The sequence below is a fragment of the Pandoraea sp. genome (assembly GCF_041919235.1).
Lineage (GTDB): Bacteria > Pseudomonadota > Gammaproteobacteria > Burkholderiales > Burkholderiaceae > Pandoraea.
Genome location: NZ_JAYRUC010000020.1, coordinates 33,766 through 56,074 on the forward strand (window position 1 = coordinate 33,766; position 22,309 = coordinate 56,074).

A 22,309-nucleotide genomic window follows, 5' to 3' on the forward strand; every position below is an offset into this window, starting at 1 on the left:
TGCCTCGTCTAACAATTGCGTTGTGGGGCGCGCACCGTGCGCGCGCCGCGTCGCCCTGCGTCTTGCATGGCGATCTTCATTTTCCTGAGCGCCACCTGATGAATCTGGCAGATCCGCGCCCGGGTCAGCCCCAGCACTTCACCGATCTCCTCGAGATTCATATCGAATTCGTAGTAAAACTGCACGACGCGCTGCTCGCGCTCGTCGAGCGCATCGAGCGAGCGCGACAGGCTCTGGCGCATCGCGACCAAGTCTTCCGGACTGCGCCGCTCGACCAGCGCCTCGTTTGCCGCCATGCCCCCATCGGCGAGCAACTGATCGAAGCTCGCGATGCTCTCCGCGTACTCGGCCATCTCGGCTTCTTCCAACGTGGCGGCGTCCATCCCGGCGTGCGCACGCAGTTCCTCGCGGGTGGGCGCGCGCCCGAGCGAGCGCGTCAGTTCGCGCTCGGCATCGCGCCGCCGGTGCGACGCCTGACGCAGCGTGCGCGGGCGCCAGTCGAGCCGCCGGAGTTCGTCGAGTACGGCGCCGCGGATACGCGTTGCGGCGTAGGCGACAAATCGCTCGTCGGGCGGGCCGTATCGCCGGATGGCATCGAGTGCCGCGATCAGCGCAATCTGCGTCATGTCTTCCTGGGCAATCGCGACGCTTGTTTGCGGCGCCAGCGAGCGCACGATGCGGGCGACCACCGGCATCAGACGCAATACGTGCGCTTGCTCATCGGCCACCGGCATCGCATGCCATGCGGCGCTCGACGGCACTGCGGCAGACGCATGCGTGCGCGTCGACGCACGCCGCCCGCCGTCGACCTTCGCCGGGCGCGGGTCATGGCGCGGCGTATTAGCGGCAGCACCACGCTCGGCATCGCGGCCAGCGTCACGTTCTGCATCTCGCCGTGCGTCGCGCACTTCATCGCGCGCGCGCGTGACGGGGCCGTACATCAGAGTATTCATAGCTGAAATGTCTCGCCGTCGCGATCCGCCACGCCAAGCGCGCGGCTCGGGGTCGCCTCGGCGGACGGGTCATCGCGCGAATGCCGCTCACGCGCGTGACCCGACGCACCGTCACCACCGTATTGCGGCAGGCCCGCGACGCTCACAACAACTTCCCCGGCGTGCCGCTGCGAGAGCATGTCGCGCAGCAGCGCCGCCGTTCCCTGAACGAGGCTCAACACCTCGGGACGCGCCACTTGCAGGTTCACACTGAGCTGCATGGGTGACTTGCGCACCACAACACCAATCTCGCCCAGTTCAGCCGGCATCAGGCGCATGCGCGCCTCATGGGTGCCGTTGGCCGTCATCGACTGCACGTGTTCGGACAGCGCCCGGGAAACGCCCACGGCGTCGCCCGCCACCCCGTATCCACCCAGTTGTCCGCCCGGCACCGCCGCATTGCTCGCCAACCCCGACGGACCCACGGCCGCCAGAGCATCACCGGCGAACATGTTTCCAAACGACGCAGGCAGATGTATCGCGCGAAGCGCGTGCGTCGCGCCACCGTCGGTTGCGGTACCGGCCAGCGTCGCCGGCTCCACCGCGATTGAGGGCATCGCCAATGGTGATCCCGATGGCACTGCGAACGGCAAGCCAGCGGGCGTTGCTCCCCCGGGTATCGCGACACGGGCAACGGCGTCAGGCGCAAAAGTAAGCGTCGCCCCCCCGACAGCCGCATCGGCCCGCTGCGGCTGTGCCACGCTACCGAGCGCGCCCCGCATACGATGCTCATGCGCGGCGAGCAGCGTCGCGATTTGCGACGACGCCGCATCGGCGGTCGATCGGTCCGCGCGCCCGTGCGTGTTCATGGCGTCCATGAGATCGGCAAGATTCCGAGCGGCGTCCGTCGTCGCGACCGGAATCGTCGGCGCGGCACCGGCCGCGTCGCCGTCATTGCCGTCATTGCCGTCATTGCCGTCATTGCCGCCGTCGCCATCGAAGCCGGCGCTATCGCGCGTCTCGGAGGCGTTCGCCGAATCCGACGCAGCCAAAGGCGGCGCGGGCACGATTGACGCTTCGACGACCATCGTCGCGGCGAGGGCATCCTCTGCGGTCGATGCGTCCTGCGGCGCCGTCGCGGCCGGAATTGCTTCGGCTTCGCCCGCGTGTGCACGCCGATCGAGCCCTTGTGCCGCCGAGCGACCCAGCGACTCGGCAAAGTCGAGCGACGCCAGCGACGCCATCCCGGCCTCGGCGTCCGATACGATCTGCGCCGGCCCGACGGGCAGCGGGCCATCGGCCACGCTGGCCGATCGGTCCGCACAGGGGCGAGTCATGAGACGTCCAGGTTCAACGATCATCGTGCATCCTCAGATAGCCAAGCGCACCGTCGCGCCAATGGCCGAGTCCGGCCAGATGCCGACGGGCTTCCGACGTGGCTCTCTGGCACAGCAAGTAAGCCTGGTCGTGCGCGATGCGCGCATCGGCCATGGCCTGCGCGAGCAACGCGTCGCGAGCGGCAGGCGCGGGGGCCTGCCGCCACGCGCGCCGGAACAGCGCATCGGTGGCCTGCAGCAAGTCCCACTCGCGCGCCGCAGAATGTCGTCGCAAGTCGCGCGCCAGCGCCCGAAAGGTCGCCGCATCAGCCACACCGCGTCTCCAGCGAGCGCCACCCTTGCGTGAGCTGCGTGATCACGGCCGTCACCTCGTCGAGCTTGGCGACATCGAGGTCCACGCTCGCCTGTGCAACGCCGCGCATGCAGAAGTCATATACGGTCGCCAGCGGTTGCGTCACGCCCGGGCCGTCGGCGGTATCGATGTGCGACGCCAGCCCATTGAGCAGATTCAGGCATTTGGTAACGCTGCGCAGGCGCGCGTCATGGCGCGAATGTTCGATGTGCGCGCGCACGCGGGCCAGCTCGTCGAGCAGGCCGTCGAGCAGAATCAGCATGAGCTGCAACGGCGTCGCGCCAGCGATGCGGGCATCGAGATCCGACGCGTGGTAGTGCTGGTAAGTCATGATCGGTGTGACTCCCTAAAGGATAACGACGCGCATCACTCGTCGGACTTTCGCGATCCACGGAAGAGCGCGTCGACAAAGCTGCGTGTCTCGTTCATTTGCTGGCGAACCTGCTCTGCGCGAGCGAATTCGCCGGTGTAGCGCGCCACAAGCGCGCGAAAGCGGGTTTCCAACCGGTCTTGTTGTTCGGATAAGCGGCGAGCAGCGATCTCGTCGTTATCCGTACGATGTTTCAGCACGCCAGTGATCTCGTCGGTCCATTCCCGGACGCGCACCGCCAGTCGCATGCCCGCCGGTTGCTTGTCCAGGTCGGCCTGGGTATCGCGCTTCATGACATCGGCGCTCTCGCCGAACCACTTGGCAAGCAGCTCCTTGTCTTCGGCATAGGCCACTTCGAACCGCTTCTGGTCGAAGGTGACTGAGCCATCGGCATTGCGCGTCACCCCGAACTTGGCGGGATCGAACGTCTTGCCGTCGATCGTCACGGCCTTCTCGAAATTGCGCTCCAGATCGCGTAACAACGCCCGCACGCTGGTATCGGCATAGAACGGACCGGCCGGTTGGCTTTCGGCGTTGTTCTCGTCGTCTTCAAGTGAAACGGTCGTGCCCGGCGTGCCGGGGTCCATCAGTTCGCGCACCTGCTTGCGCAGCGCGTCGTACGCCTGAACGAGGGCTCGCATGTTGGCAGCCGTGCCCTCCATGTCCGGCACGACCGACACGCGCGTGGTGTCGGTGCCGGCATGCGCCTTCTTCAACGAAAGGCGGATACCGGAGAACAGCGCTATTTCGTTGGTCGGATACGCCTCGTCTTGCCCCGATGGGCCGCCGAGACTCACAATCGCGTTGTCGCCTCTCGCAAGCACCGTCCCGCTTTCCGCGTCGGCGCCATTCCTGACGCTGAACCGGGCATCGAGTCCGGACGTCGTCGCCGTCAGCAACAGGCGAGGCACGGCTTCGCTGGCGACGTAACGCAGATCGGCGCGAACGCTTGCGCTCAGTTGGGGATCGGCGTTGATCCGTCGGGCCAGTTCCCTGACGCCCTCGGGCGTCGTCAGATTCAGCCCCGACGTATCGAGCGCGATCGGCGTGCCGTTCCCCGCAAGCGCCACCTTGCCGTTGACAAGCGCCGCCACATCCTGGATCTGCACCTGATGCACCGTTGCAAGCTGCTTCACGCGCACATCGAAATCGAGCTGCTGCGCGCCCTTCTCCAGCTTGACGGAGAACGCCTGGTCGCCCGATTGCGTCGCCTTGTGCTGACGCAGATCCGCGCTGTCGCCAATGCGCCGCAATTGCTTCTCGAAGGTGCCCAGAACGTCCTTCAGCGTTGCGACGCCCTTCTGGCGCGCATCATTGCTGGTTTTATCCTTTCCCAGGCGGCCGAACTCGGCGCGCATGCGGTTTGAGGCAACATCTTGGGCCAGCTTCTCGATACGGTCTTTCACTTGCAGCATGGCGAAACTCCTGGTTCGGGTTGTTCACGAGACGCGAAACGCGTGGTTTTCCCGAACAAAGCGACCGCCGCCCGCGCCCTGTCAACGCAAAGACCCGGGGCGATTTCCCCATTTCGCTCACGCGTGGAGACACCTTGCTGCCAAATCGCCAGCGCCTGCGCGGTCTGCTCGCGCGCCTCGCGCTGCAATCGCGCTTGCCGCGCCGCCGCTTCGTGGCGGGCGACAAGGGTCGCCACACCTTCGCGTCGACGCTGGGCCTCGCGCACCGCTTGCGCCGCCACCGACTGCCAGCGCACCAACTGCGCCATGGGCGCTTGCTGCGTCTCGATCATGTCCACTAACGTGCGCTTGTAATCGGCGCGATTCTGAAAGCTGTGCGCGCTCGCGCGCGTGCCGACGATCGCCACAGCACGGTAGAGCTGCGTGAGCTGGGCAACGTTACGCGCAAGCCGTAGATGGCGTTCCGCAAGTTGCCGGCCATCGCGTTGTGCCGCCTCGAGTTCCCGATCGCGCATCGACAACAGGGCGAGCAGTGCGCGGGGCGTCCTGGCGGTCATCGACATAACGCCTCCAGTCGCGCGCACAGATCGCGCGGCGCGCTGTCATCCGCCGCGCTCTGGCACAGAAACTCGCGCATGGCGGGATGCCGCGACACGGCGCGGTCGGTCTCGGCGTGAGCGCCCGGCACGTACGCACCCAGCGGAATCAGTTCGCGAATTTGTTGATACGCGTGCCACTGCGCCTTGAACGCGCGCGCCGCCGCAGCGTGGCGTGCACCCACCGCTTGCGTCATGCAGCGGCTCACCGACGCGCCGATATCGATCGCCGGGTAGTGACCAGCGTCGGCCAGCGCTCGTGAGAGCACGATATGGCCGTCGAGCACTGCGCGGGCCGTGTCGACGACGGGGTCCTGCAAGTCGTCGCCCTCGGCCAGCACGGTGTAGATCGCGCTCAGACTGCCTGCGCCCGCGCCATTGCCCGCACACTCGACCAACCGTGGCAAGCGCGCGAACACCGATACCGGGTAGCCGCGTGCGGCGGGGGCCTCACCCAGCGAGAGCGCCACCTCGCGGCACGCCATGGCATATCGCGTGAGCGAGTCGACGAGCAACAGCACGTCGTGGCCTGCGTCGCGAAAATGCGCGGCGACGGCATGGCACAACTCGGTGGCTTTCATCCGTTGCGCGGGCGGCGCGTCGGCCGGTGCGGCAACCACGATCGCCTTGGCAAGGCCCGCGCGGCCGAGGGTCTCGCTGATGAATTCACCCACTTCCCGCCCGCGTTCGCCGATCAGGCCGACCACGACGATTTGCGCTTCGGTCTGCCGGGTCATCATGCCCAGCAGCACGCTCTTGCCCACCCCACTGCCAGCCAACAGTCCTACGCGCTGCCCCTTTCCAAGACTCAGCAAAGCATCGATCGCACGCACGCCCACGGCCAGCGGCTCGGTAATGGCGCGACGCTCCAGCGGGGCCGGCGGCGAGCAATGGGTATCCAGTAGCGCATCGCCCCGCAACGCGCCTTTGCCGTCGAGCGGCTGTCCAAACGCATCGACCACGCGACCGAGCCACGAAGGCCCGATACGCAGCGCCTGCGTCGACGCCCCGGGCAAGACACGCGCGCCGGGCACAATGTCGGCCACACACGCATACGTCAAAAGCTGCAGCGCGCCGTCGGCGAACCCGACCACTTCGGCGTCGGTCCATCGTCCCGCAGTTGTCTCCACGCGACAGGGTTGCCCGAGCGGGAAGCGTTGCCCTCGCGCTTCAAGCACCGCGCCATGTGCCCGGGTGACGAACGCCATCGGAGTCGCGAGCGCGATATCGCCGTTCATCGTCGTGCCTCGTGCGTCGCGACTGGCATCGGAGCTTGTACCGACGCCTCGACCCATGCCGCCAGACGCTCGCGCATGACGGCCTGTACGGCCGCCTGGCGGCTGTCGCAGCCCGCGTCGTACCACAGGCCGTCGACGTCGACGCGACTCTCGCCACGAACGAGCGAGGGATCGGCAACGATGCGCCACACCGGGTTGTGCCCATCGGCGTGCGACGGCGCGTCGCCTATGCGCGCCGTGATCGCCTGGGCGTCGTCCGGGCTGACGTAGACGGTGACGGCCTCGTCGTTCGCACCCAACTGCGAAAGCACACGCTGCACAACGCCGGCGATGTCGGCGGGCGCCGCGTGCAACTCGCGCTGCACGATCGTTTGCACCGCGCTGGCGGCCACTTCACTCAACAGATCGATCGCATTCGCGGCGAGCCGCGCGTGCACCTGCTCGCGTGCCGCGTGCAGTGCGGCGAGCGGTAGCGTCACCGCATCGAGTTCCTCGCGCAGCCGCGCCGCGTACGACGCCTGCAAGCGAGCCTCGGCCGCTTGTTCACCGGCAGTGCGCCCCGCGTCGAAGGCTTCCTGCCAAACGGCGTCATGCGCCTGCGCGGCGCCGTGCGCTACACCCTGCGAGAAGGCTTGCGCGCGCAGGGTGTCCAAATCGGGTTGTACCGGCACCCAGCCGCGCTGGGCTGCAACATCGGACTTCGTGCCGAAGCGGTGCGGCTTCATTCGAGCACCTCGCCGTCGGCCAGACGCAGGAAGAGATCCGCCTCGCGCGCTCGCGCGCGCAGCACGGCCATGATCTCGCTGCGTGCCGCTTCGACTCGCGCAGCGGAGACCGCGCCAAGGCGCTGCATCGCCTGCGTGAGCGCGTCTTCCTGAAGGCGGGACATCCGCTCGCGCACCACTTGCCGCATCCGTGGGTCCGTCCCCTTGAGCGCGATGGCCCAAATGTCGGTCGGCACCTCGCCCACGGCAAGATCGATGATTTCCGGGGCCTGATACGTGAGGATGTCGAAGCTGTACATGCTTGCCTCCACCGACTCGGCGAGCGACGCGTCGTGTGCCCGCAACGCCTCCATGAGGCGCTTCTGATCGTCGGGCACATGGCCGATGATCTGCGCGGCAAGGCGGGTGCCCGGAACATCGGCGTTTTCGGCCGACAATCCGGCCAGACAACGGTCTGCGATCAGTTCCAGGTCGACCAGCATTTCACGATCGACACGCGTGAGCTGCGCCGTCGCCAACAACAGGGCTTCCTGTTGCGACTCGGGCAGCGCACGAAGCAGTTGCCCTGCAAGATCGGCGGGCAGATAGGCGAGCAGCAACGCCTGCATACGATGATGCTCACGCGAGAGCACGTCGGCCAGCCGTGCCACGCTCACCCACTGCAGACGCGCCAGCTTGGGACGCACCCGGTCGCCATAGATGCCATCGAGCACGTTACTCGCGATGCCCTCGCCGAGCGCGGCGGCAAGCGAGCGCTCAAGATAGGCACGCGGTGCGGCATTCGCGCCGCCGTGCTGCATGCAGGCATCGAGAAATCGGTCGACGATGGCATGCACGTCGTGCTTCTTCACGCTCCCTGCACGCGACATGGCATGGGCCACACGCAGCAGTTCGGCGGGTGCGAGCTGCGCCATCACGGCGGCGGCAGCTTTCTCACCCATGCAAAGCAACAGGACGGCGGCACGGTCGACGCCATTGATCTCGCTCAGTGCGGAAGTGTCAGCGGGAAGAAGCATGCGTTCCAATCCATTGTTTGATGATTTGGGCGACCCGCTCGGGCTCGGTGTCGGCCAGTGTTGTCAGCCGTGCCAGCTTCGTGTCGAACGAGGCGTCCGACGCGGGCGGCAAGTCCGAGGCGAATGCCGGCAACGCGGCATTCTGTGCGGCGCTCTCGGCCTCGCGGCGGCTGCGCTCAAGGGCCTGCGCCTCGGCGGCGCGTGCGGCGGCCTTACGGCGTCGCGCCCGCCGGGCCAGTGCTGCCCACAGAACCAGCGCGATCAGCAGCGCTGCCGCGCCAGCGATGGCGGCGTACTTCAATTGCGTATCGGTAAAGCGCGAGCCCTGCGAAGCAGCTTCCGGCGCATCGAATTTCGCGGCACCATCGAACGCGGCGAACGGTATTGCGCTCACGACCAGGGTGTCGCCGCGCGCCGCCTGAATTCCGGTGCCCGCGCGCAATGCGCGCTCAAGTTCGGCGAGGGTCTCAGGCGTCCAGCCGTTGGCGCTCGGTGCGGCCTGCGCATCGACCATGACAGCCACGTGCATCTGACGCACACGCGCACGGTGACGCTTCGTCTGCGTAATCGAGCGGTCATAGGCGAATTGACGCGTGGCCGAGGTCGTGCGCGTCGCACCGTCCTCGCCAGCGAGCAGCGGCGCGGCATCCACCGGGCGGTTGGACATCGCGCCCGGCACGCCCCCGACGAGGGCGTCGCCATCACGCGCTTCGCGCACGGCTTCCTGCATCAGGCGCGGATCGGCGCCAAGCGCCTCGGTGGTGTTGGACACGAGGTCTTCGTCCAGATCGATGCTCACGCTCGCGCGATAGCGCTCGGGTCCGAGAATGCCGTCGAGCAGGCCGCGCACGTTGCGAAGCGCGTCGTCCCGCGAGCGGGTGCGGGCTTCCGCGTTGCCGTAGGTCGCGTCGTCCAGATCGAGATTCGCGGTGAGCGGCGTGCCCTTCTGGTCGACGACGGAAACCTGCTCCGCCGCCAGGCCGTTCACGCTGCCGGACACAAGCTTGACGATGGCGCTCACCTGTTGCGGCGCAAGCTTTTGCCCCGGTCGAACGGAGATCAGCACCGACGCGCTGGCCGACGCCTTGGTATGCGTGACAAACGACGTCTGCGGTGCGAGGGCGATGTGCACGCGGGCGGCATCGACGGCATCGATCGACATGATGGTGCGCGCAAGCTCGCCCTCGAGCCCGCGGCGAAAGCGCACGTCCTGCACGAACTGGCGCACGCCCAGACGCTCGTCTCGGTCGACCAGCTCCAACCCAGGCGGCAGCTCCGGTGTGACCCCCTTGGCGGCCAACGCGAGACGCGCACGGCCCAGCCGGTCATGCGGCACGAGAATCGCGCCGGTGTCCGGATGCATGCGGAACGGAATCTGCTCTGCCTCCAGCACGCCGGTCGCCTGCGCGATCGGAATGCGCTGGTGCTGACCGAACAGCGGCGCATAGCCGGTATCGCGCGAGTACCAGGCGAGCGTGGCTGCGGTAATGGCGCCGGCGGCGACGACGATCGGTACAGCGCTGCGCAACTGTCCGGCAAAGCCCGATGGCTGCGCGCGCCATTTCAGCCATCGCTCACGCGATCGCGTGCCCGCACTGCCTAGCGCACGAAAAATGTTGTCGATTCCCATATGTCGATTCACTTGACCCAGTCACGGATCGGCCAGATCGCAATCCGACGTCCGTTACATGGCATAGGCTCGACGCAATGGACGCATGCGTCGTGTGCCAATTTGAAGGAGCACATGTTGACAACGATTTCGTCAACTATCGAAAATCTGCGTAGTCTTTGGGCATCATCCGCATCCAAACCATATTTTTGGTGCAATTTCCCATTAACAGTTGAATCGATGCGTTACCGCATATCGCGCGGCGTTCGCGCGTTCGTGCGTTCGTCCGTTGGTGGACCGCTCCATGCGACGTCGACAAAAGCAGAAAGCCCTCACGCGCATTGGGCGTGAGGGCTTTGCTGGCATGGGTGCGCGGCCGAGGCCGCTTTTGTGGATGTCAGGCAGCGATTTTTTCGGGCGTTGTCGCCACGTCGTCCACCGAGCTGAGCATCAGGTGCTCGAATGCGCCCAGCGACGCCTTCGCCCCTTCGCCGACGGCGATCACGATCTGCTTGAATGGCACGGTCGTGACATCGCCTGCGGCGAAAACGCCTGGCACGGAAGTCGCGCCCTTTGCATCGACTTCGATCTCGCCGTGTCGCGAGAGCGCGACGGTCCCCTTGAGCCATTCGGTGTTCGGCACGAGGCCGATCTGCACGAACACGCCCTCGAGCGCTATCGTGGCGGTCGCACCCGATGTGCGATCCCGATAGACGAGCGCGTTCACCTTTTGCGCGTCGCCACGGATCTCGGTGGTTTGTGCGTTCGTCAGGACACGCACGTTCGGCAGGCTGCGCAGCTTGCGCTGAAGCACGTCGTCCGCGCGCAGTTGCGCGCCGTATTCGATCAGCGTGACTTCCGTGGCGAGGCCGGCCAGATCGATGGCGGCTTCCACGCCCGAGTTGCCGCCGCCGACGACGGCGACGCGCTTGCCCTTGAAGAGCGGACCGTCACAGTGCGGGCAGTAGGCCACGCCTCGGTTGCGGTACTCGCGCTCGCCCGGCACGCCGATTTCGCGCCAGCGCGCCCCGGTGGCGAGCACCACCGCACGCGCCTTGAGCACCGCGCCGCTGGCCAGATGCACTTCATGAATCTTGCCCGGAATCAGGGCGTCGGCGCGCTGTGCGTCGATCACGTCGACCTCATATGTCTTGACGTGCTGCTCCAGCGCCGTCGCGAACTTGGGCCCCTCCGTATGCGAGACCGAGACGAAGTTCTCGATCGCCATCGTGTCGAGTACCTGACCGCCGAAACGCTCGGCGACCACGCCCGTGGCAATGCCCTTGCGCGCCGCGTAGATGGCCGCAGCGGCGCCAGCCGGGCCACCGCCCACGATCAGCATGTCGTAGACCGGCTTTTTCTCGAGGGCCTTCGCGGCACGTGCGCTCGCACCGGTATCGAGCTTCGCGAGCAGTTCCTTCACGCTCGTGCGGCCTTGCGTGAAGGATTCGCCGTTGAGGAACACGGTGGGCACGGCCATCACCTGACGCGCTTCGACTTCCCCCTGGAACAGCGCACCATCGATGGTGACCTGTTGGATGCGCGGGTTGATGAGCGCCATGACGTTCAAGGCCTGCACGACTTCCGGGCAGTTCTGGCACGACAGGGAAATATAGGTCTCGAAGCGGAAATCGCCGTCGAGCGCCCGGATCTGCGCGATGGTGTCGTCATCGAGCTTGACCGGATGGCCGCCCACTTGCAGCAGCGCAAGAACCAGCGACGTGAACTCGTGGCCCATGGGCAGCCCGGCGAAACGAATGCGCGGCGCCTCACCCGGCGTGCCGATGGCAAACGACGGACGGCGCTCACCGGCGTCCTGAGTGGTGTCGTTGTGGACCGCGACGGCGATCTGCGGCGAGAGCGGCGCGATCTCGTCGACCAGCGCCTTCATCTCGGCCGCCTTGGGGCTATCGTCGAGCCACACGGCGATCTCGATGGGGCGCGTGACTTTCTGAAGATACGTTTGCAACTGGGCTTTGAGGTTGGCGTCCAACATGGCGTTTATCCGTCTCGATAGGTGAAAGGGCGAGCAGAGGCCACCGCGTCGGCCGGAGGCAGGCGCAGGTAAGCGTCGGGCAATCGGAATCGGGGGCCGGCGCGGCGGGTTCAGGGGGCCGCCGCGCTGGCGGGACGCCGCTCTGCGAGAGCGCGGCGCTTGCTGCGGTAGTGGCGCGTGGCGCTTAGATCTTGCCGATCAGGTCGAGCGACGGGCTCAGCGTTTGCGCGCCCGGCGTCCACTTGGCGGGGCAGACTTCGCCCGGATGCGCGGCGATGTACTGCGCAGCCTGCACTTTGCGCAGTAGTTCCTTGGCGTCGCGGCCGATGCCGTTGTCATGGATTTCGCACAGCTTGATCTCGCCTTCCGGGTTGATCACGAACGTACCGCGCAGTGCCAGACCCTCTTCTTCGATCAGGACATCGAAGTTGCGCGAGATCGCGAGCGTCGGGTCGGCCACCATCGGGTACTGAATCTTCTGAATCGTATCCGACGTGTCGTGCCAGGCCTTGTGGGTGAAGTGGGTATCGGTCGAGACGCTGTAGATCTCCACGCCCAGCTTCTTGAATTCATCGTAATGATCGGCCAGATCGCCCAGCTCGGTCGGGCACACAAACGTGAAGTCGGCCGGGTAGAACACCACGACGGACCACTTGCCCTTGAGGGTTTCGTCGGTCACGGTGATGAAATCGCCATTCTGGTAGGCGTTGGCTTTGAACGGCTTGATCTGGCTGTTGATGATCGGCATGTCGTTGTCTCTCTGACGGGGTGGAAAGTGTTGACAGTATGACGAATGCTATCGAATCATCAAAATTGATTATTGAAATCTATTCGATTGGCTTGGGCTATCGGCACCGGTAGCCTTCCCGCACCTCCTGCTGTCGAGCGTCATTGAGCGTTGAACCGGTGGAATTGCGGCAAGAATCCTGGACGGGTTTATGCCGCGATTCGTGGGTTTTCCCGCCATCCTGTCCACACTGCGCCGGACCGGCCGTTGCCCGGCGCTCAGCGTGTCACCGTGTCAGCGCTGCGGGTAACGCACGGCGCGAACCTTGCCACTTCCACCGCCACCACAGAAGAAGAGATCGGCGCCGTCGTACTCCAGCCCGCTCACGCCGATGCCCTGTGGCATCTCCATGCGCATGAGCACTTCGCCGCTGGCGGGATCGACCTGACGCAGTTCGCTCTCGTCGTTCTCCCAAGTGCCGTGCCACAGTTCGTCGTTCACCCAGGTCACGCCGGTCACGAACCGGTCGGACGCGATGCTGCGCAACACCTGCCCGTTGGCGGGATCGATCTGAAGGATGCGGCGATCGCGATATTGCCCAACCCATAGGCTGCCCTCGGCCCATGTCAGTCCCGAGTTGCTGCCGCTATCAGGGGCGGGAATCGACGAGACGACCTTGCCGGTCGACGGGTCGATCTTGTCGATACGCGACTCGGCGATCTGGTAGAGATGCGTGCCGTCGAAGGCCGTGCCGGCATCGCTCGGGGCGTCGATCGTGCGCTGGACTTCGCCGTTGGCGGGATCGAAGGCGATCAGGGTCTCGCCCGTCGCGGCCCACACCTGCCGTCCGTCGAACGTCACGCCATGGATGCGTTCGTTGCCCGCAAACGGGCCGTACTCACAAACGATATCGGCCACCATCACGGCCGCGGGGCGAAGGCTACGTTCCACTCGTTGAGGCTTGCTAGTCATGTCAGGCTCCGGTTGTGACGCCGTCGTCGGCGTGCATGTCCACTCTAGCCAAACGACCATCCAGCAGGGAGTAACAAAATCGTCGTGAATTCGGTGAGCGGCGGCGCAATCCAGCGCTGCGCCCGCGCGCGGCCAACGGCACGTACCCGTCCTTGGGTTTCCAACTCGCACAGCGCGCGCTGGACGGTACGCTGGCTCGCATCGAGCGCCAACGCGAGTGCGGACGTCGACCACGCCGCACCGTCCGCGAGCAGTGCGGCCAGCGACGCCCGCTCGCCGTCGATCGGCGGCAGCAGCACCGTAACCGCCTTCGCGGCGGTGACACGCAAGGCAAAGCCGCGCGCTGTCGCGTCGATCTCGGCGAGTCCCGCCAGCAACGCGCGCAGGCGTCCGACTTCGACCCGAAGCCGCGCACGATGCGTCTCGTCGGGGCGGCGAAGACGGAAGGCTTCGGCGATCAGCGTTTCCCTATCGATATCGCCAGGCCAGGCGCGTGCCAAGTGCAACGCCAGGGTGAACAGCACGGGGCGCTTCGCCAACGGACGCCACGTGTTGCCGAGGCTCACGCCGCGGCGGCAGGCGTCGATCACCAGGGTATCCGAGTGCAGCAGCACCGCGACCTCGTCCAGATTCAACGTACGTTCACCGTTGGCGTGCCATTGTCGTGCCGCCGGACGCGCCAACGTGTCGCGCAGGTGTTCGATTTCGGCGCTGAGGGCGGGAACACCGGCATTGACGGCGGCCACCCGGGCACGGTCGAGCGCACGGCGCGCGGCGGCGACGCGCAGGGTGCGCAGCGCCAGCTCCGCGACGACCAGCGCGTGGACCGCGACATGGCGTGCCGGCGCATTCGGCGACGCGGCCTCATGCAGCGCCTGTGCGGCAGCGTCGAGCTTGCCGAGCAGCAACAGACGGCGCGCGACGAGCAGCCGCGCGAGCATGGCATTGGGGATATCGGCGTGCGCCGCGAGAAGCGACGCGGCCGCGTGCAGCGCGCGCGTGGAACCGCCCAGATCGCGCATGGCGAGGGCCACTTCGGCATCGGCGACGATGCACCGCGCACGGGCGAGCGCTTCATGGGTGCCGAAGCCGCGCGCGGCGCGCTTGAGCAATTCGCGCGCCCGCGAATAGTCGCCGAGCTGGGCCATCGCGATGCCGCGCAGCGCCAGCGCCGGCGGATCGTCGCGAAGGGCGACCCGGTCCAGCGCACCCAGCGGGTCACCGGCGGTCAATGCACGTGCGGAAGCGGCAATCAGAGCGTCCATCGCGCCATAGTAATGCCCCGATCGGCATCAATGCGGCTCAGAGGCAGGACTCCCGCGGCAATCGCTTCCCGAACAGGAAGGCGTCGCACCGCGCGCATGCGCGCCCGGCCCGGACGACGCGTTCTGACGGCCGAAGCCGATCTGTTGAAAGACGCCACCACCGAGTTCGAAACCCGTGGCGTAATGATAGGCGGCAACGGTAGAGCCGAGGGCCACCGATAGCAACAACAACGTTCCCGTACGCCAACGGCGTCGGACCGTGGAAGCCATGTCTCCTCCCTGTCAGAGGTCGGCCCGCTCGAACAACGCTCGCTGCCAACGCGCGATGAACACGGCGCGGCAACCAGCATTCCAGCATCTCGGCGGGAGTCGAGTTCCAGTCACTGCTGAGTCTCGTTTTTTCGCGATTCTGCACGTAGTGGACCCCGTTTGTCACCCCCGGCATCCCCAAGACCCCAAAATATATCGCAAAATGATATATTTTCCCGTTTTCGGACTTCCCGGCGCCCAGCGCCTGCCCAACTCATGCCTCCACCTGCCTCGCCCACTTCGCCGGTCACCCGCGACGCGCTGACCAAGAGCGATTTCGAAGCACTCTCCGAATTCCGCTACCGACTGCGCCGCTTCCTCAATTTCAGCGAGACGGCCGCGCGCGACGAAGGCATCACGCCGCAGCAATACCTGTTGCTGCTGCACGTCAAAGGTATACCGGGGCGCGACTGGGCGTCCATCAGTGAATTGGCCGAGCGTCTGCAAGCCGTGCATCACAGCGTGGTGGCGCTCGTCGCTCGCTGCGAGAAGGCCGGGCTGGTCACCCGCCGCCAAAACGAAAGCGACCGGCGGGTGGTGGAAGTGCATCTGTCAGCGGCGGGCGACGCGTGTCTTGCCAATCTCGCCGCGCAGCACCGCAACGAGTTGAGCACCTTCGCGGACATCTTCCACATTCGTGGCGTTCATCTGTAATTACGGCATTGTCATGGCTTCCGTTCCTCATACCGCTTCGCCCCACGCGCCGATGACTGCGCCCGCCAACGCGCGCGACTTTTCGCGTTCGCCAGGCCTGCCGCGACTCATTGCACTGGCCGCTGTGATCGGCTTTTGCGGCGTGCCTGCCGCATGGCTGCTGCTGCACCTGATTCAGGGCTTCACCAACCTCTTCTTCTATCAGACGTTCTCGTTCGCGCCTCGCTCGCCCGCAGGTAACACGCTCGGCGCCGCCGTCATCGCACTGCCGGTCGTCGGCGGACTGATCGTCGGTGCAATGGCGCGTTTCGGCAGCGACAAGATCCGCGGCCACGGCATTCCCGAAGCCATCGAGGCGATTCTGTTCGGCAAGAGCAAGATGTCGCCGCGCGTCGCCATTCTCAAGCCGCTATCGTCAGGTATCGTGATCGGCAGCGGTGGCCCGTTCGGTGCGGAGGGCCCGATCATCATGACGGGCGGTGCCGTCGGCTCGCTTATCGCGCAGTACTTTCATCTGAGCGCCGCCGAGCGCAAGACGTTGCTTGTCGCCGGCGCCGCCGCCGGCATGACCGCCGTGTTCGGCACCCCGGTCGCGGCCGTCCTGCTCGCGGTCGAACTGCTGCTGTTCGAATGGCGTCCGCGCAGCCTGCTGCCAGTGATCGTGGCTTGCGCAGTCGCGGGCTTCGCGCGGCCGCTGATGCTCGACGCTGGCCCGCTCTTCCCCATGGCGGCCTCCGATGTCGCGCCCATCGCGCTGCTGTCGTGCGTGATCGCCGGGGTCTGCGCAGGCGCGCTTTCCGCCGGCATGTCGCGCGCCCTCTACGCCATCGAGGACGGGTTTCACAAGCTCCCGGTGCATTGGATGTGGTGGCCGGCCATCGGCGGTCTGGCGGTCGGCATTGGCGGTTACTTCGAGCCGCGAGCGCTGGGGGTTGGCTATGACGTCATCGCCGACCTGCTCGCCGGACATTTCACCTTGCACGCCGCGTTGGCCCTGCTACTGGTCAAGGCGATCATCTGGGCGATTGCGCTGGGTTCGTGCACGTCGGGCGGCGTGCTCGCGCCGCTGCTCATGATCGGTGCGGGACTTGGCACACTGCTCGCGCCGATGCTGCCCGGCGGCGATGTCTCGCTGTGGGCGCTCGTTTGCATGGCGGCCACGCTCGCGGGCGTGCTCGGCGCGCCCCTCACCGCGATCGTCTTCGCGCTCGGCCTCACGCATAACGTGAACGCGCTGCTGCCGTTGCTGCTCACCTGTGGCATTTCGTACGGCGTCACGATCTGGATCATGCCGCGCTCGATCATGACCGAGAAGATTGCGCGACGCGGCCGCCACATCCATCGCGAATACGGTGTCGATCCGCTCGAACGCCTGCACGTCGGCGAGTTGATGACCCGCGAGCCGGTGTCGCTCGCCGCCGACATGGCGGTTGCTGACGCCGCACAACAGGCGTTTGGCGCGGGCCAACGCCATCGCGCGTATCCCGTGATCGACGCCTCGCGCGCCGTGCTGGGCATGGTCGACCGGCAAGCGCTCACACGCGCGCAGGCGCAAGGGCTGCAAACCCTCGGCCAGCTATACGGTGTGAATCCGCCGCTCGTCGCGCTGGCGTCGGAGACCGGGCGGATCGTGTCGGCGCGCTTCGCGGCGCATCAACTGGAACGCCTGCCCGTAGTGAGCGATGCCACATCGCGTCAGCTCGTCGGCATCATCAGCCGCAGCGATCTCGTCAAACCGGCCGAGCACTGGCGCGCCGAAGAAGAGGTACGCGAGCGCATGCTTCATCTCGGACGCCGACGCAACTGATCCCCGCCACCCGGGCGCAAGCCCGGCCGACTTGGCGAAACGTCAATGCATCGCCGCCGGGTTGCGCGCCTCGCGCGAGGTCTCGGGCCGATTGCCGCTCGCGCGCTCCCAGGCGTTCTTCGCGAGTAGTGCGAAGGTGGCGATCACCGCAGGAACTGCCAGCAGCGAGAACGTCGAGGCAAAGCCGAGATGACGGCGCATCAGCTCCGCGCCGAGCAACGCGCCCGCGATGCCGCCGAAGCGCCCAACGCCGAGCATCCATGCCACGCCCGTGGCACGGCCATGCGTCGGGTAGAACATGGCCGCGAGCGACGGCATCGACGACTGCGCGCCGTTCATCGCGGTACCGGCGAGGAAGATCAGCACCACCAGCCAGCCGATGTGGCCCACGGCCTGGCCAACCGCATAGACCAGCACTGCCGTAAGCGCGTAGCCCACGGCGACCACTTTCTGCGCGTTGAACTTGTCCATGCACCAGCCCGAGAGAATCGTGCCAATGCCGCCGCCGAGCGGGAATAGCGCCGTAATGAGCGCGGCACGTTCGATCGTGAAGCCTGCGTCCTTGAACAAAATCGGCATCCAGCTCGTGAGCAAGTAGAAGATCACGAGTCCCATGAAGTACGTGACCCACAACATCAAGGAGCCGAATCCGTATGGCTTCGACAGCACGACACCGATGGCCGAACCGGCGCGCTTCGGTGCCGCCTCATTGACCGTGAACGTACCGACGTCGTCGAGCGATTCGCCCGAGATACGCGACAAAATGCGGCGCACGCGCTCGACCGGCCGCTGACGCACGACGAGAAATCTGACCGACTCCGGCAAGCACGCGATAAGCAGCACCGAGAGCACCAGCGGCAGCACGCCACCGAGCACCAACACGCTATGCCAGCCGAAGTGGGGAATCAGCCACGAGGCGACGAAGCCGCCCATCGATGCACCCAGCGGAAAGCCGCAGAACATTGTGTTGACGACAATCGCACGGCGCGATTCCGGTGCGTACTCCGAGATCAGCGTCACGGCGTTGGGCATCGCCGCGCCCAGACCGAGCCCTGTCAGAAAGCGCAGCGCGGTCAGTGTCTGGAGATCCTGAGCGAAAGCCGTGGCCAGGCTCGCGACGCCGAAGAAGACGACGGAGAGCACCAGCAACGTTTTGCGTCCGAGCTTGTCGGCAAGCGGGCCGGCGAAGATCGCTCCGCCCGCCAGACCGAAGAGCGCCGCAGAGAGCACCGGGCCAAGCGAGCCTCGGTCGATGTGCCATTGCTGCACCAGCGACGGCGCAATGTAGCCGATGGCGGCGGTATCGAAGCCGTCGATGGCAACGACGAAGAAGCACAGGATCAGCACCAGCCATTGGAAGCGTGAAAATCGATGTGCATTGATATAGGCGGGCACGTCCACCGTTCTCGTCCGGTTCATGAAACTGTCTCCTCGGGGCGTTGCCACCCCGGTTGTCACCGCTTTGTTATTTTGGATCTCGCCGCTGCGGATGCGCGTCGCCGTGCCCGCGGGGGGGCGGCGGCATGCTTGTCGGTCAAGGTGATGCGCGGGTTGGCGGCGTCGATTTTCTGCCGCTACTGTAAGGCTTTCGAGCGGTCGCCGAAATGATCTTTCGTCAGACCATCCATAACGCACGGTTATGGACACGAGCCAGCGAGCACCGACGCCCGCGCGCCGATGACTCCACGCTGCGCCTCAAGCGATCGGCAGCCCCACGTAGTTCTCCGCCAGCATGAGCGACGCCGCGCGCGAACTCACAACGTACTCCAGCTCCGAGCGCTGCATTTGCTGCTCGAACGGGGGGGCGTCGTCGAGGCGGTGCATCATGCGCGTCATCCAGTACGAGAAGTGCTCCGCGCGCCAGATCCGCTTGAGGGCGGCCTCCGAGTAGCCTCGCAAACCGGCTTCGTCGTCGCGGTGGAAGAAATCGTCGAGCGCGCGCGCCAGACGCCACACGTCGGCCACGGCCAGATTCATGCCCTTGGCACCGGTCGGCGGCACGATATGCGCCGAGTCTCCCGCCAGAAACAAGCGACCGTACTGCATCGGCGTGCAGACGAAGCTTCGCATGGCGATCACACTCTTCTGGAAGATCGGGCCCTCCTTGAGTCGCCAGCCGTCATGGCTTTCCGTGCGCGTATGCAGTTCGTGCCAGATGCGCTCGTCGCTCCACGCCTCGGCACGCTCGCTCGGATCGCATTGAAAATACATGCGCTGCACCGTCGGGGAGCGCGTGCTGATCAACGCGAAGCCACGCTCATGGGCCGCGTAGATCAGTTCGTCCGACGATGGCGGCGCCTCGACCAGCACGCCGAACCAGCCGAACGGATACACGCGCTGATACTCCTCGCGCACCGAAGCGGGCATGGCGGGACGGCACACCCCATGGAAGCCGTCGCAGCCCGCGATGAAGTCGCACGTCAGCCGCCGCACCTGGCCGTTCACCCTGAACTGCACGCTCGGTTGCGTGCTATCGATGTCGTGCACGGAGACGTCCGACACGTCGAACAGCATGTCGCCATGAACCGCCGCGCGCGCCGCGATCAGGTCCTTGATGACTTCGTGTTGCGCGTAGACGGTGATGGCGCGGCCCGTCAGGTCGGTGAGCGCAATACGATGACGCTGGCCGCCGAACGCCAGTTCGATGCCGTGATGCAAGGCGCCCTCACGACGCATGCGCTCGCCCACGCCTGTCTCGTTGAGAATATCCATCGTGCCCTGCTCCAGCACACCGGCGCGAATGGTCGACTCGACCGCTGCGCGCGAACGCGATTCAAGCACGATGGACTCGATGCCTTGCAGATGCAGCAAATGGGAAAGCAAGAGTCCGGCGGGACCGGCGCCGACGACGATGACGGGGAAATGGGTACGCATGCGTTGTCTCCTTTAGTGGCATTGTCCGCGCCCGGCACCGTCGTGCCGGGGCATCTCGCGACAGGTCGACGCATGCGTGCGGCTTGCATTTCTCTGCTGCCTTGCGCTCGCTGCGCCACCTTAGGACTGCGCGTAAACGAGCATGCCCAAAGTGGTTTTCACGCCTTGTCACGAGGGGTGAATGCGTCATATCTTATGGACCGCGCGCGTTGTATTGAATGGATGAATCGACGCCTTTCTTGTACTTTTTCGACAACTTCAACCAAGGGAAAACCAGTATGTCAGGCGCGTCACCCCGGCTGCGCGCGGCGCGCGAGGCGATTCCGGAATTTTCGCTGTACGGTGAATTGACGGGGACGGACAGCGCCGATTTCGTCCATATCGAATGGATCGAAACGCGCAGCCGCCTCTACGACTGGCATATCGACACCCATCGACATCTGGGACTGTTTCAGGTCCTCGCGATTTTCGAAGGCAAGGTGGAGGCGAACGTCGACGATGCCACGTGGGAAGTGCAAGGGCCGGCCGTCATCACGGTGCATCCGTCGGCCGTCCATAACTTCCGCTTCTCGCGCGGCGCGCACGGCTTCGTGCTGACCATGGCGCAGAGCGTACCGTTCGATGCCACGCTCGGCGCCGACGCCGACATGGCGTCTCTGCTGCGCAAGCCATGGCTCTTTCCGCTGGGCGAGGCGCCCCAGACGCGCGACCGCCTCGACACGCTGCTCGGTCTCATCATGGACGAGTTTTCGCGCCCGCAGTTAGGGCACGCGGAAATGGTGGGATGGCTCACGCGCAGCGTGCTGTTGCTACTCGCGCGCCTGCATGCGCATCACGATTCGGCCACTCGCGCCGGGCGTACGGAGCTGGATTTGTTCGCGCGCTTTCGCGCCCTCGTCGAGGCGCATTACACCGAAGCGTGGGCCGTGCCGGCTTATGCCGAACGACTGCACGTGACCGAGAGCAAGCTCAATCGGTTATGCCGTCGTATCGCAGGAAAATCGGCCTTCGATCTGGTGCAGGACCGGCTGATGCTCGAAGCACGCCGCAAGCTCATCTATATTCCCGCGCCGGTCTCGCACGTCGCTTACGAGCTCGGTTTTCAGGACCCCGCGTACTTCTGCCGCGTTTTCAAACGGCACGTCGGCGTCACGCCGTCCGCGTTCCGCCGGACAGCACAGCACGCGCATCTGGGCGACGCCTCGTAAGCCCCTGCCCGGGTGGACGGGCCAGCGCGGTCAAAGGCCCGCCACCATGCCACCCCGCCACCTCGCCGAGGCAACGACTCAGCGCTGCGGCGATGCGGCGATGCGCAGACTTGCTGATCCGTCGACGCACCGGCGTACCTTCGCTTACGCGTTGGCCGCTACCGGCACGCGCAGGAAACGCAGGAAGCGCAGGAGGGCCTCGGTCACGGCCGAGGCGCACTCGATGTTCGAGATGTGCGCTCCCGGCACGATAATCTGCTGCGCGCCCGCGATGCGCTCGAGCATCGCGCTCGACATCGCGGGCGGCGTCGCAAGATCCGCCGAGCCGGTCACGATCAGCGTCGGTGCGGCGATCGAAGCAATCTCGTCGAGCTGGTTCATGTCACGCACGGCGGCACATGCGCTCGCGTAGCCCTGCGGCGAAAGCGAGAGGAACATCGCCTTCATGCGCTCGACGGTTGCGGGCGCCTGCCGCGCGAACGCCGGCGTGAACCAGCGCGACACCACGGCGTGCGCGACCGCGCTCATGCCGTCGGCCTGCACGGTGCGAATGCGCGCATTCCAGCCATCCTCGCCGCCGATATGTGCCGACGAACAGACGATGGCGAGACGATCGAGACGCTGCGGGGCGTGAATGCCCAGCCACATGCCCGTCATGCCGCCCATCGACACCCCCGCCACGCTCGCACGCTCGATATGCAGTGCGTCGAGCAGCGCGATCACATCGCGTCCGAGTTGGCCGATGGCATAAGGGCCCGGCGTGACGGACGAGCCGCCATGCCCGCGCGCGTCGTAACGGATCACCCGGAATTCGCGGGCGAGCGCCGATACCTGCGGCGCCCACATTTCCAGCGTGGTGCCCAGCGAATTGGACAGCACCAGCGCGGGCGCACGCTCGTCACCGTCG

Annotated in this window: 21 protein-coding genes; 3 read left to right on the forward strand and 18 right to left on the reverse strand. The window is 66.1% G+C overall.

Annotation, left to right across the window (positions count from 1 at the left end):
- Positions 1–8: 8 nt before the first annotated feature.
- From ACE3UG_RS16455 to ACE3UG_RS16525, 15 genes are all read right to left on the reverse strand, one after another.
- On the reverse strand, positions 9–953 hold the full coding sequence (locus tag ACE3UG_RS16455; RefSeq protein ID WP_374625790.1) for a FliA/WhiG family RNA polymerase sigma factor: 945 nt from the start codon (positions 951–953) through the stop codon (positions 9–11).
- Entirely contained in the window at positions 950–2,269 is a 1,320-nt protein-coding gene (locus tag ACE3UG_RS16460; RefSeq protein ID WP_374625792.1) for a flagellar hook-length control protein FliK, read from the reverse strand. The genes ACE3UG_RS16455 and ACE3UG_RS16460 overlap by 4 nt, the downstream gene beginning before the upstream one ends.
- Before the next feature lie 13 nt (positions 2,270–2,282).
- Complete coding sequence (locus tag ACE3UG_RS16465; RefSeq protein WP_374625794.1) at positions 2,283–2,582, reverse strand: hypothetical protein; 300 nt, start codon at positions 2,580–2,582, stop codon at positions 2,283–2,285.
- Positions 2,575–2,952: a flagellar export chaperone FliS gene (gene fliS, locus ACE3UG_RS16470; protein ID WP_374625796.1), complete on the reverse strand. Its 378-nt coding sequence runs from the start codon at positions 2,950–2,952 to the stop codon at positions 2,575–2,577. The genes ACE3UG_RS16465 and fliS overlap by 8 nt, the downstream gene beginning before the upstream one ends.
- A 35-nt stretch (positions 2,953–2,987) precedes the next feature.
- Complete coding sequence (gene fliD, locus ACE3UG_RS16475; protein WP_374625798.1) at positions 2,988–4,406, reverse strand: flagellar filament capping protein FliD; 1,419 nt, start codon at positions 4,404–4,406, stop codon at positions 2,988–2,990.
- On the reverse strand, positions 4,394–4,963 hold the full coding sequence (locus ACE3UG_RS16480) for a hypothetical protein (RefSeq protein ID WP_374625800.1): 570 nt from the start codon (positions 4,961–4,963) through the stop codon (positions 4,394–4,396). Before ACE3UG_RS16480 ends, fliD begins: the two co-directional genes overlap by 13 nt.
- Positions 4,960–6,240, reverse strand: coding sequence for a FliI/YscN family ATPase (locus ACE3UG_RS16485; protein WP_374625802.1), 1,281 nt, complete (start codon positions 6,238–6,240; stop codon positions 4,960–4,962). Before ACE3UG_RS16485 ends, ACE3UG_RS16480 begins: the two co-directional genes overlap by 4 nt.
- The gene (locus ACE3UG_RS16490) at positions 6,237–6,965 is read right to left on the reverse strand and encodes a FliH/SctL family protein (protein WP_374625804.1); all 729 of its coding nucleotides are present in this window, start codon (positions 6,963–6,965) and stop codon (positions 6,237–6,239) included. Before ACE3UG_RS16490 ends, ACE3UG_RS16485 begins: the two co-directional genes overlap by 4 nt.
- Positions 6,962–7,981: a FliG C-terminal domain-containing protein gene (locus tag ACE3UG_RS16495; RefSeq protein ID WP_374625806.1), complete on the reverse strand. Its 1,020-nt coding sequence runs from the start codon at positions 7,979–7,981 to the stop codon at positions 6,962–6,964. The genes ACE3UG_RS16490 and ACE3UG_RS16495 overlap by 4 nt, the downstream gene beginning before the upstream one ends.
- Positions 7,965–9,611 carry a flagellar basal-body MS-ring/collar protein FliF gene (gene fliF / locus ACE3UG_RS16500; RefSeq protein WP_374625808.1) on the reverse strand — a complete coding sequence of 549 codons (1,647 nt, stop codon included), beginning with the start codon at positions 9,609–9,611 and terminating at the stop codon, positions 7,965–7,967. Before fliF ends, ACE3UG_RS16495 begins: the two co-directional genes overlap by 17 nt.
- 376 nt (positions 9,612–9,987) lie before the next feature.
- Positions 9,988–11,586: an alkyl hydroperoxide reductase subunit F gene (gene ahpF / locus ACE3UG_RS16505; RefSeq protein ID WP_374625811.1), complete on the reverse strand. Its 1,599-nt coding sequence runs from the start codon at positions 11,584–11,586 to the stop codon at positions 9,988–9,990.
- A gap of 184 nt (positions 11,587–11,770) precedes the next feature.
- Positions 11,771–12,334 carry an alkyl hydroperoxide reductase subunit C gene (gene ahpC / locus ACE3UG_RS16510; protein ID WP_374625813.1) on the reverse strand — a complete coding sequence of 188 codons (564 nt, stop codon included), beginning with the start codon at positions 12,332–12,334 and terminating at the stop codon, positions 11,771–11,773.
- Positions 12,335–12,607: 273 nt separating this feature from the next.
- A complete protein-coding gene (locus tag ACE3UG_RS16515; RefSeq protein ID WP_374625815.1) occupies positions 12,608–13,285 on the reverse strand; it encodes a hypothetical protein in 678 nt (225 codons plus the stop codon).
- 44 nt (positions 13,286–13,329) lie between these two features.
- On the reverse strand, positions 13,330–14,550 hold the full coding sequence (locus ACE3UG_RS16520) for a helix-turn-helix domain-containing protein (RefSeq protein ID WP_374625817.1): 1,221 nt from the start codon (positions 14,548–14,550) through the stop codon (positions 13,330–13,332).
- 27 nt (positions 14,551–14,577) lie between these two features.
- Positions 14,578–14,820: a hypothetical protein gene (locus tag ACE3UG_RS16525; RefSeq protein WP_374625820.1), complete on the reverse strand. Its 243-nt coding sequence runs from the start codon at positions 14,818–14,820 to the stop codon at positions 14,578–14,580.
- Between the two features lie 255 nt (positions 14,821–15,075).
- Between ACE3UG_RS16525 and ACE3UG_RS16530 the strand changes: the two genes are divergently transcribed.
- Entirely contained in the window at positions 15,076–15,513 is a 438-nt protein-coding gene (locus ACE3UG_RS16530) for a MarR family winged helix-turn-helix transcriptional regulator (RefSeq protein WP_374625822.1), read from the forward strand.
- Between the two features lie 52 nt (positions 15,514–15,565).
- Positions 15,566–17,320 carry a chloride channel protein gene (locus ACE3UG_RS16535; RefSeq protein WP_374625898.1) on the forward strand — a complete coding sequence of 585 codons (1,755 nt, stop codon included), beginning with the start codon at positions 15,566–15,568 and terminating at the stop codon, positions 17,318–17,320.
- Positions 17,321–17,362: 42 nt separating this feature from the next.
- Here the strand turns inward: ACE3UG_RS16535 and ACE3UG_RS16540 are convergent, their stop codons facing one another.
- Together ACE3UG_RS16540 and ACE3UG_RS16545 are read right to left on the reverse strand one after the other, a co-directional pair.
- A complete protein-coding gene (locus ACE3UG_RS16540) occupies positions 17,363–18,739 on the reverse strand; it encodes an MFS transporter (RefSeq protein ID WP_374625824.1) in 1,377 nt (458 codons plus the stop codon).
- A gap of 276 nt (positions 18,740–19,015) precedes the next feature.
- Positions 19,016–20,194 (reverse strand): 4-hydroxybenzoate 3-monooxygenase, encoded by a 1,179-nt coding sequence (locus ACE3UG_RS16545; RefSeq protein ID WP_374625826.1) that lies wholly within the window; start codon positions 20,192–20,194, stop codon positions 19,016–19,018.
- Between the two features lie 278 nt (positions 20,195–20,472).
- On the opposite strand from ACE3UG_RS16545, the gene ACE3UG_RS16550 reads away from it, so the two are divergent.
- The gene (locus tag ACE3UG_RS16550) at positions 20,473–21,402 is read left to right on the forward strand and encodes a helix-turn-helix domain-containing protein (RefSeq protein ID WP_374625828.1); all 930 of its coding nucleotides are present in this window, start codon (positions 20,473–20,475) and stop codon (positions 21,400–21,402) included.
- 144 nt (positions 21,403–21,546) lie between these two features.
- Here the strand turns inward: ACE3UG_RS16550 and pcaD are convergent.
- On the reverse strand, positions 21,547–22,309 hold a 763-nt coding region (gene pcaD / locus ACE3UG_RS16555; protein ID WP_374625830.1), incomplete at its 5' end, for a 3-oxoadipate enol-lactonase.

Coding starts and splice junctions, on each gene's coding strand:
- ACE3UG_RS16455 (WP_374625790.1), bottom strand. CDS start 953: ATGAATACTCTGATGTACGGCCCCGTCACGCGCGCGCGCGATGAAGTG.
- ACE3UG_RS16460 (WP_374625792.1), bottom strand. CDS start 2,269: ATGACTCGCCCCTGTGCGGACCGATCGGCCAGCGTGGCCGATGGCCCG.
- fliS (WP_374625796.1), bottom strand. CDS start 2,952: ATGACTTACCAGCACTACCACGCGTCGGATCTCGATGCCCGCATCGCT.
- fliD (WP_374625798.1), bottom strand. CDS start 4,406: ATGCTGCAAGTGAAAGACCGTATCGAGAAGCTGGCCCAAGATGTTGCC.
- ACE3UG_RS16480 (WP_374625800.1), bottom strand. CDS start 4,963: ATGACCGCCAGGACGCCCCGCGCACTGCTCGCCCTGTTGTCGATGCGC.
- ACE3UG_RS16485 (WP_374625802.1), bottom strand. CDS start 6,240: ATGAACGGCGATATCGCGCTCGCGACTCCGATGGCGTTCGTCACCCGG.
- ACE3UG_RS16490 (WP_374625804.1), bottom strand. CDS start 6,965: ATGAAGCCGCACCGCTTCGGCACGAAGTCCGATGTTGCAGCCCAGCGC.
- ACE3UG_RS16495 (WP_374625806.1), bottom strand. CDS start 7,981: ATGCTTCTTCCCGCTGACACTTCCGCACTGAGCGAGATCAATGGCGTC.
- fliF (WP_374625808.1), bottom strand. CDS start 9,611: ATGGGAATCGACAACATTTTTCGTGCGCTAGGCAGTGCGGGCACGCGA.
- ahpF (WP_374625811.1), bottom strand. CDS start 11,586: ATGTTGGACGCCAACCTCAAAGCCCAGTTGCAAACGTATCTTCAGAAA.
- ahpC (WP_374625813.1), bottom strand. CDS start 12,334: ATGCCGATCATCAACAGCCAGATCAAGCCGTTCAAAGCCAACGCCTAC.
- ACE3UG_RS16515 (WP_374625815.1), bottom strand. CDS start 13,285: ATGACTAGCAAGCCTCAACGAGTGGAACGTAGCCTTCGCCCCGCGGCC.
- ACE3UG_RS16520 (WP_374625817.1), bottom strand. CDS start 14,550: ATGGACGCTCTGATTGCCGCTTCCGCACGTGCATTGACCGCCGGTGAC.
- ACE3UG_RS16525 (WP_374625820.1), bottom strand. CDS start 14,820: ATGGCTTCCACGGTCCGACGCCGTTGGCGTACGGGAACGTTGTTGTTG.
- ACE3UG_RS16530 (WP_374625822.1), top strand. CDS start 15,076: ATGCCTCCACCTGCCTCGCCCACTTCGCCGGTCACCCGCGACGCGCTG.
- ACE3UG_RS16535 (WP_374625898.1), top strand. CDS start 15,566: ATGACTGCGCCCGCCAACGCGCGCGACTTTTCGCGTTCGCCAGGCCTG.
- ACE3UG_RS16540 (WP_374625824.1), bottom strand. CDS start 18,739: ATGAACCGGACGAGAACGGTGGACGTGCCCGCCTATATCAATGCACAT.
- ACE3UG_RS16545 (WP_374625826.1), bottom strand. CDS start 20,194: ATGCGTACCCATTTCCCCGTCATCGTCGTCGGCGCCGGTCCCGCCGGA.
- ACE3UG_RS16550 (WP_374625828.1), top strand. CDS start 20,473: ATGTCAGGCGCGTCACCCCGGCTGCGCGCGGCGCGCGAGGCGATTCCG.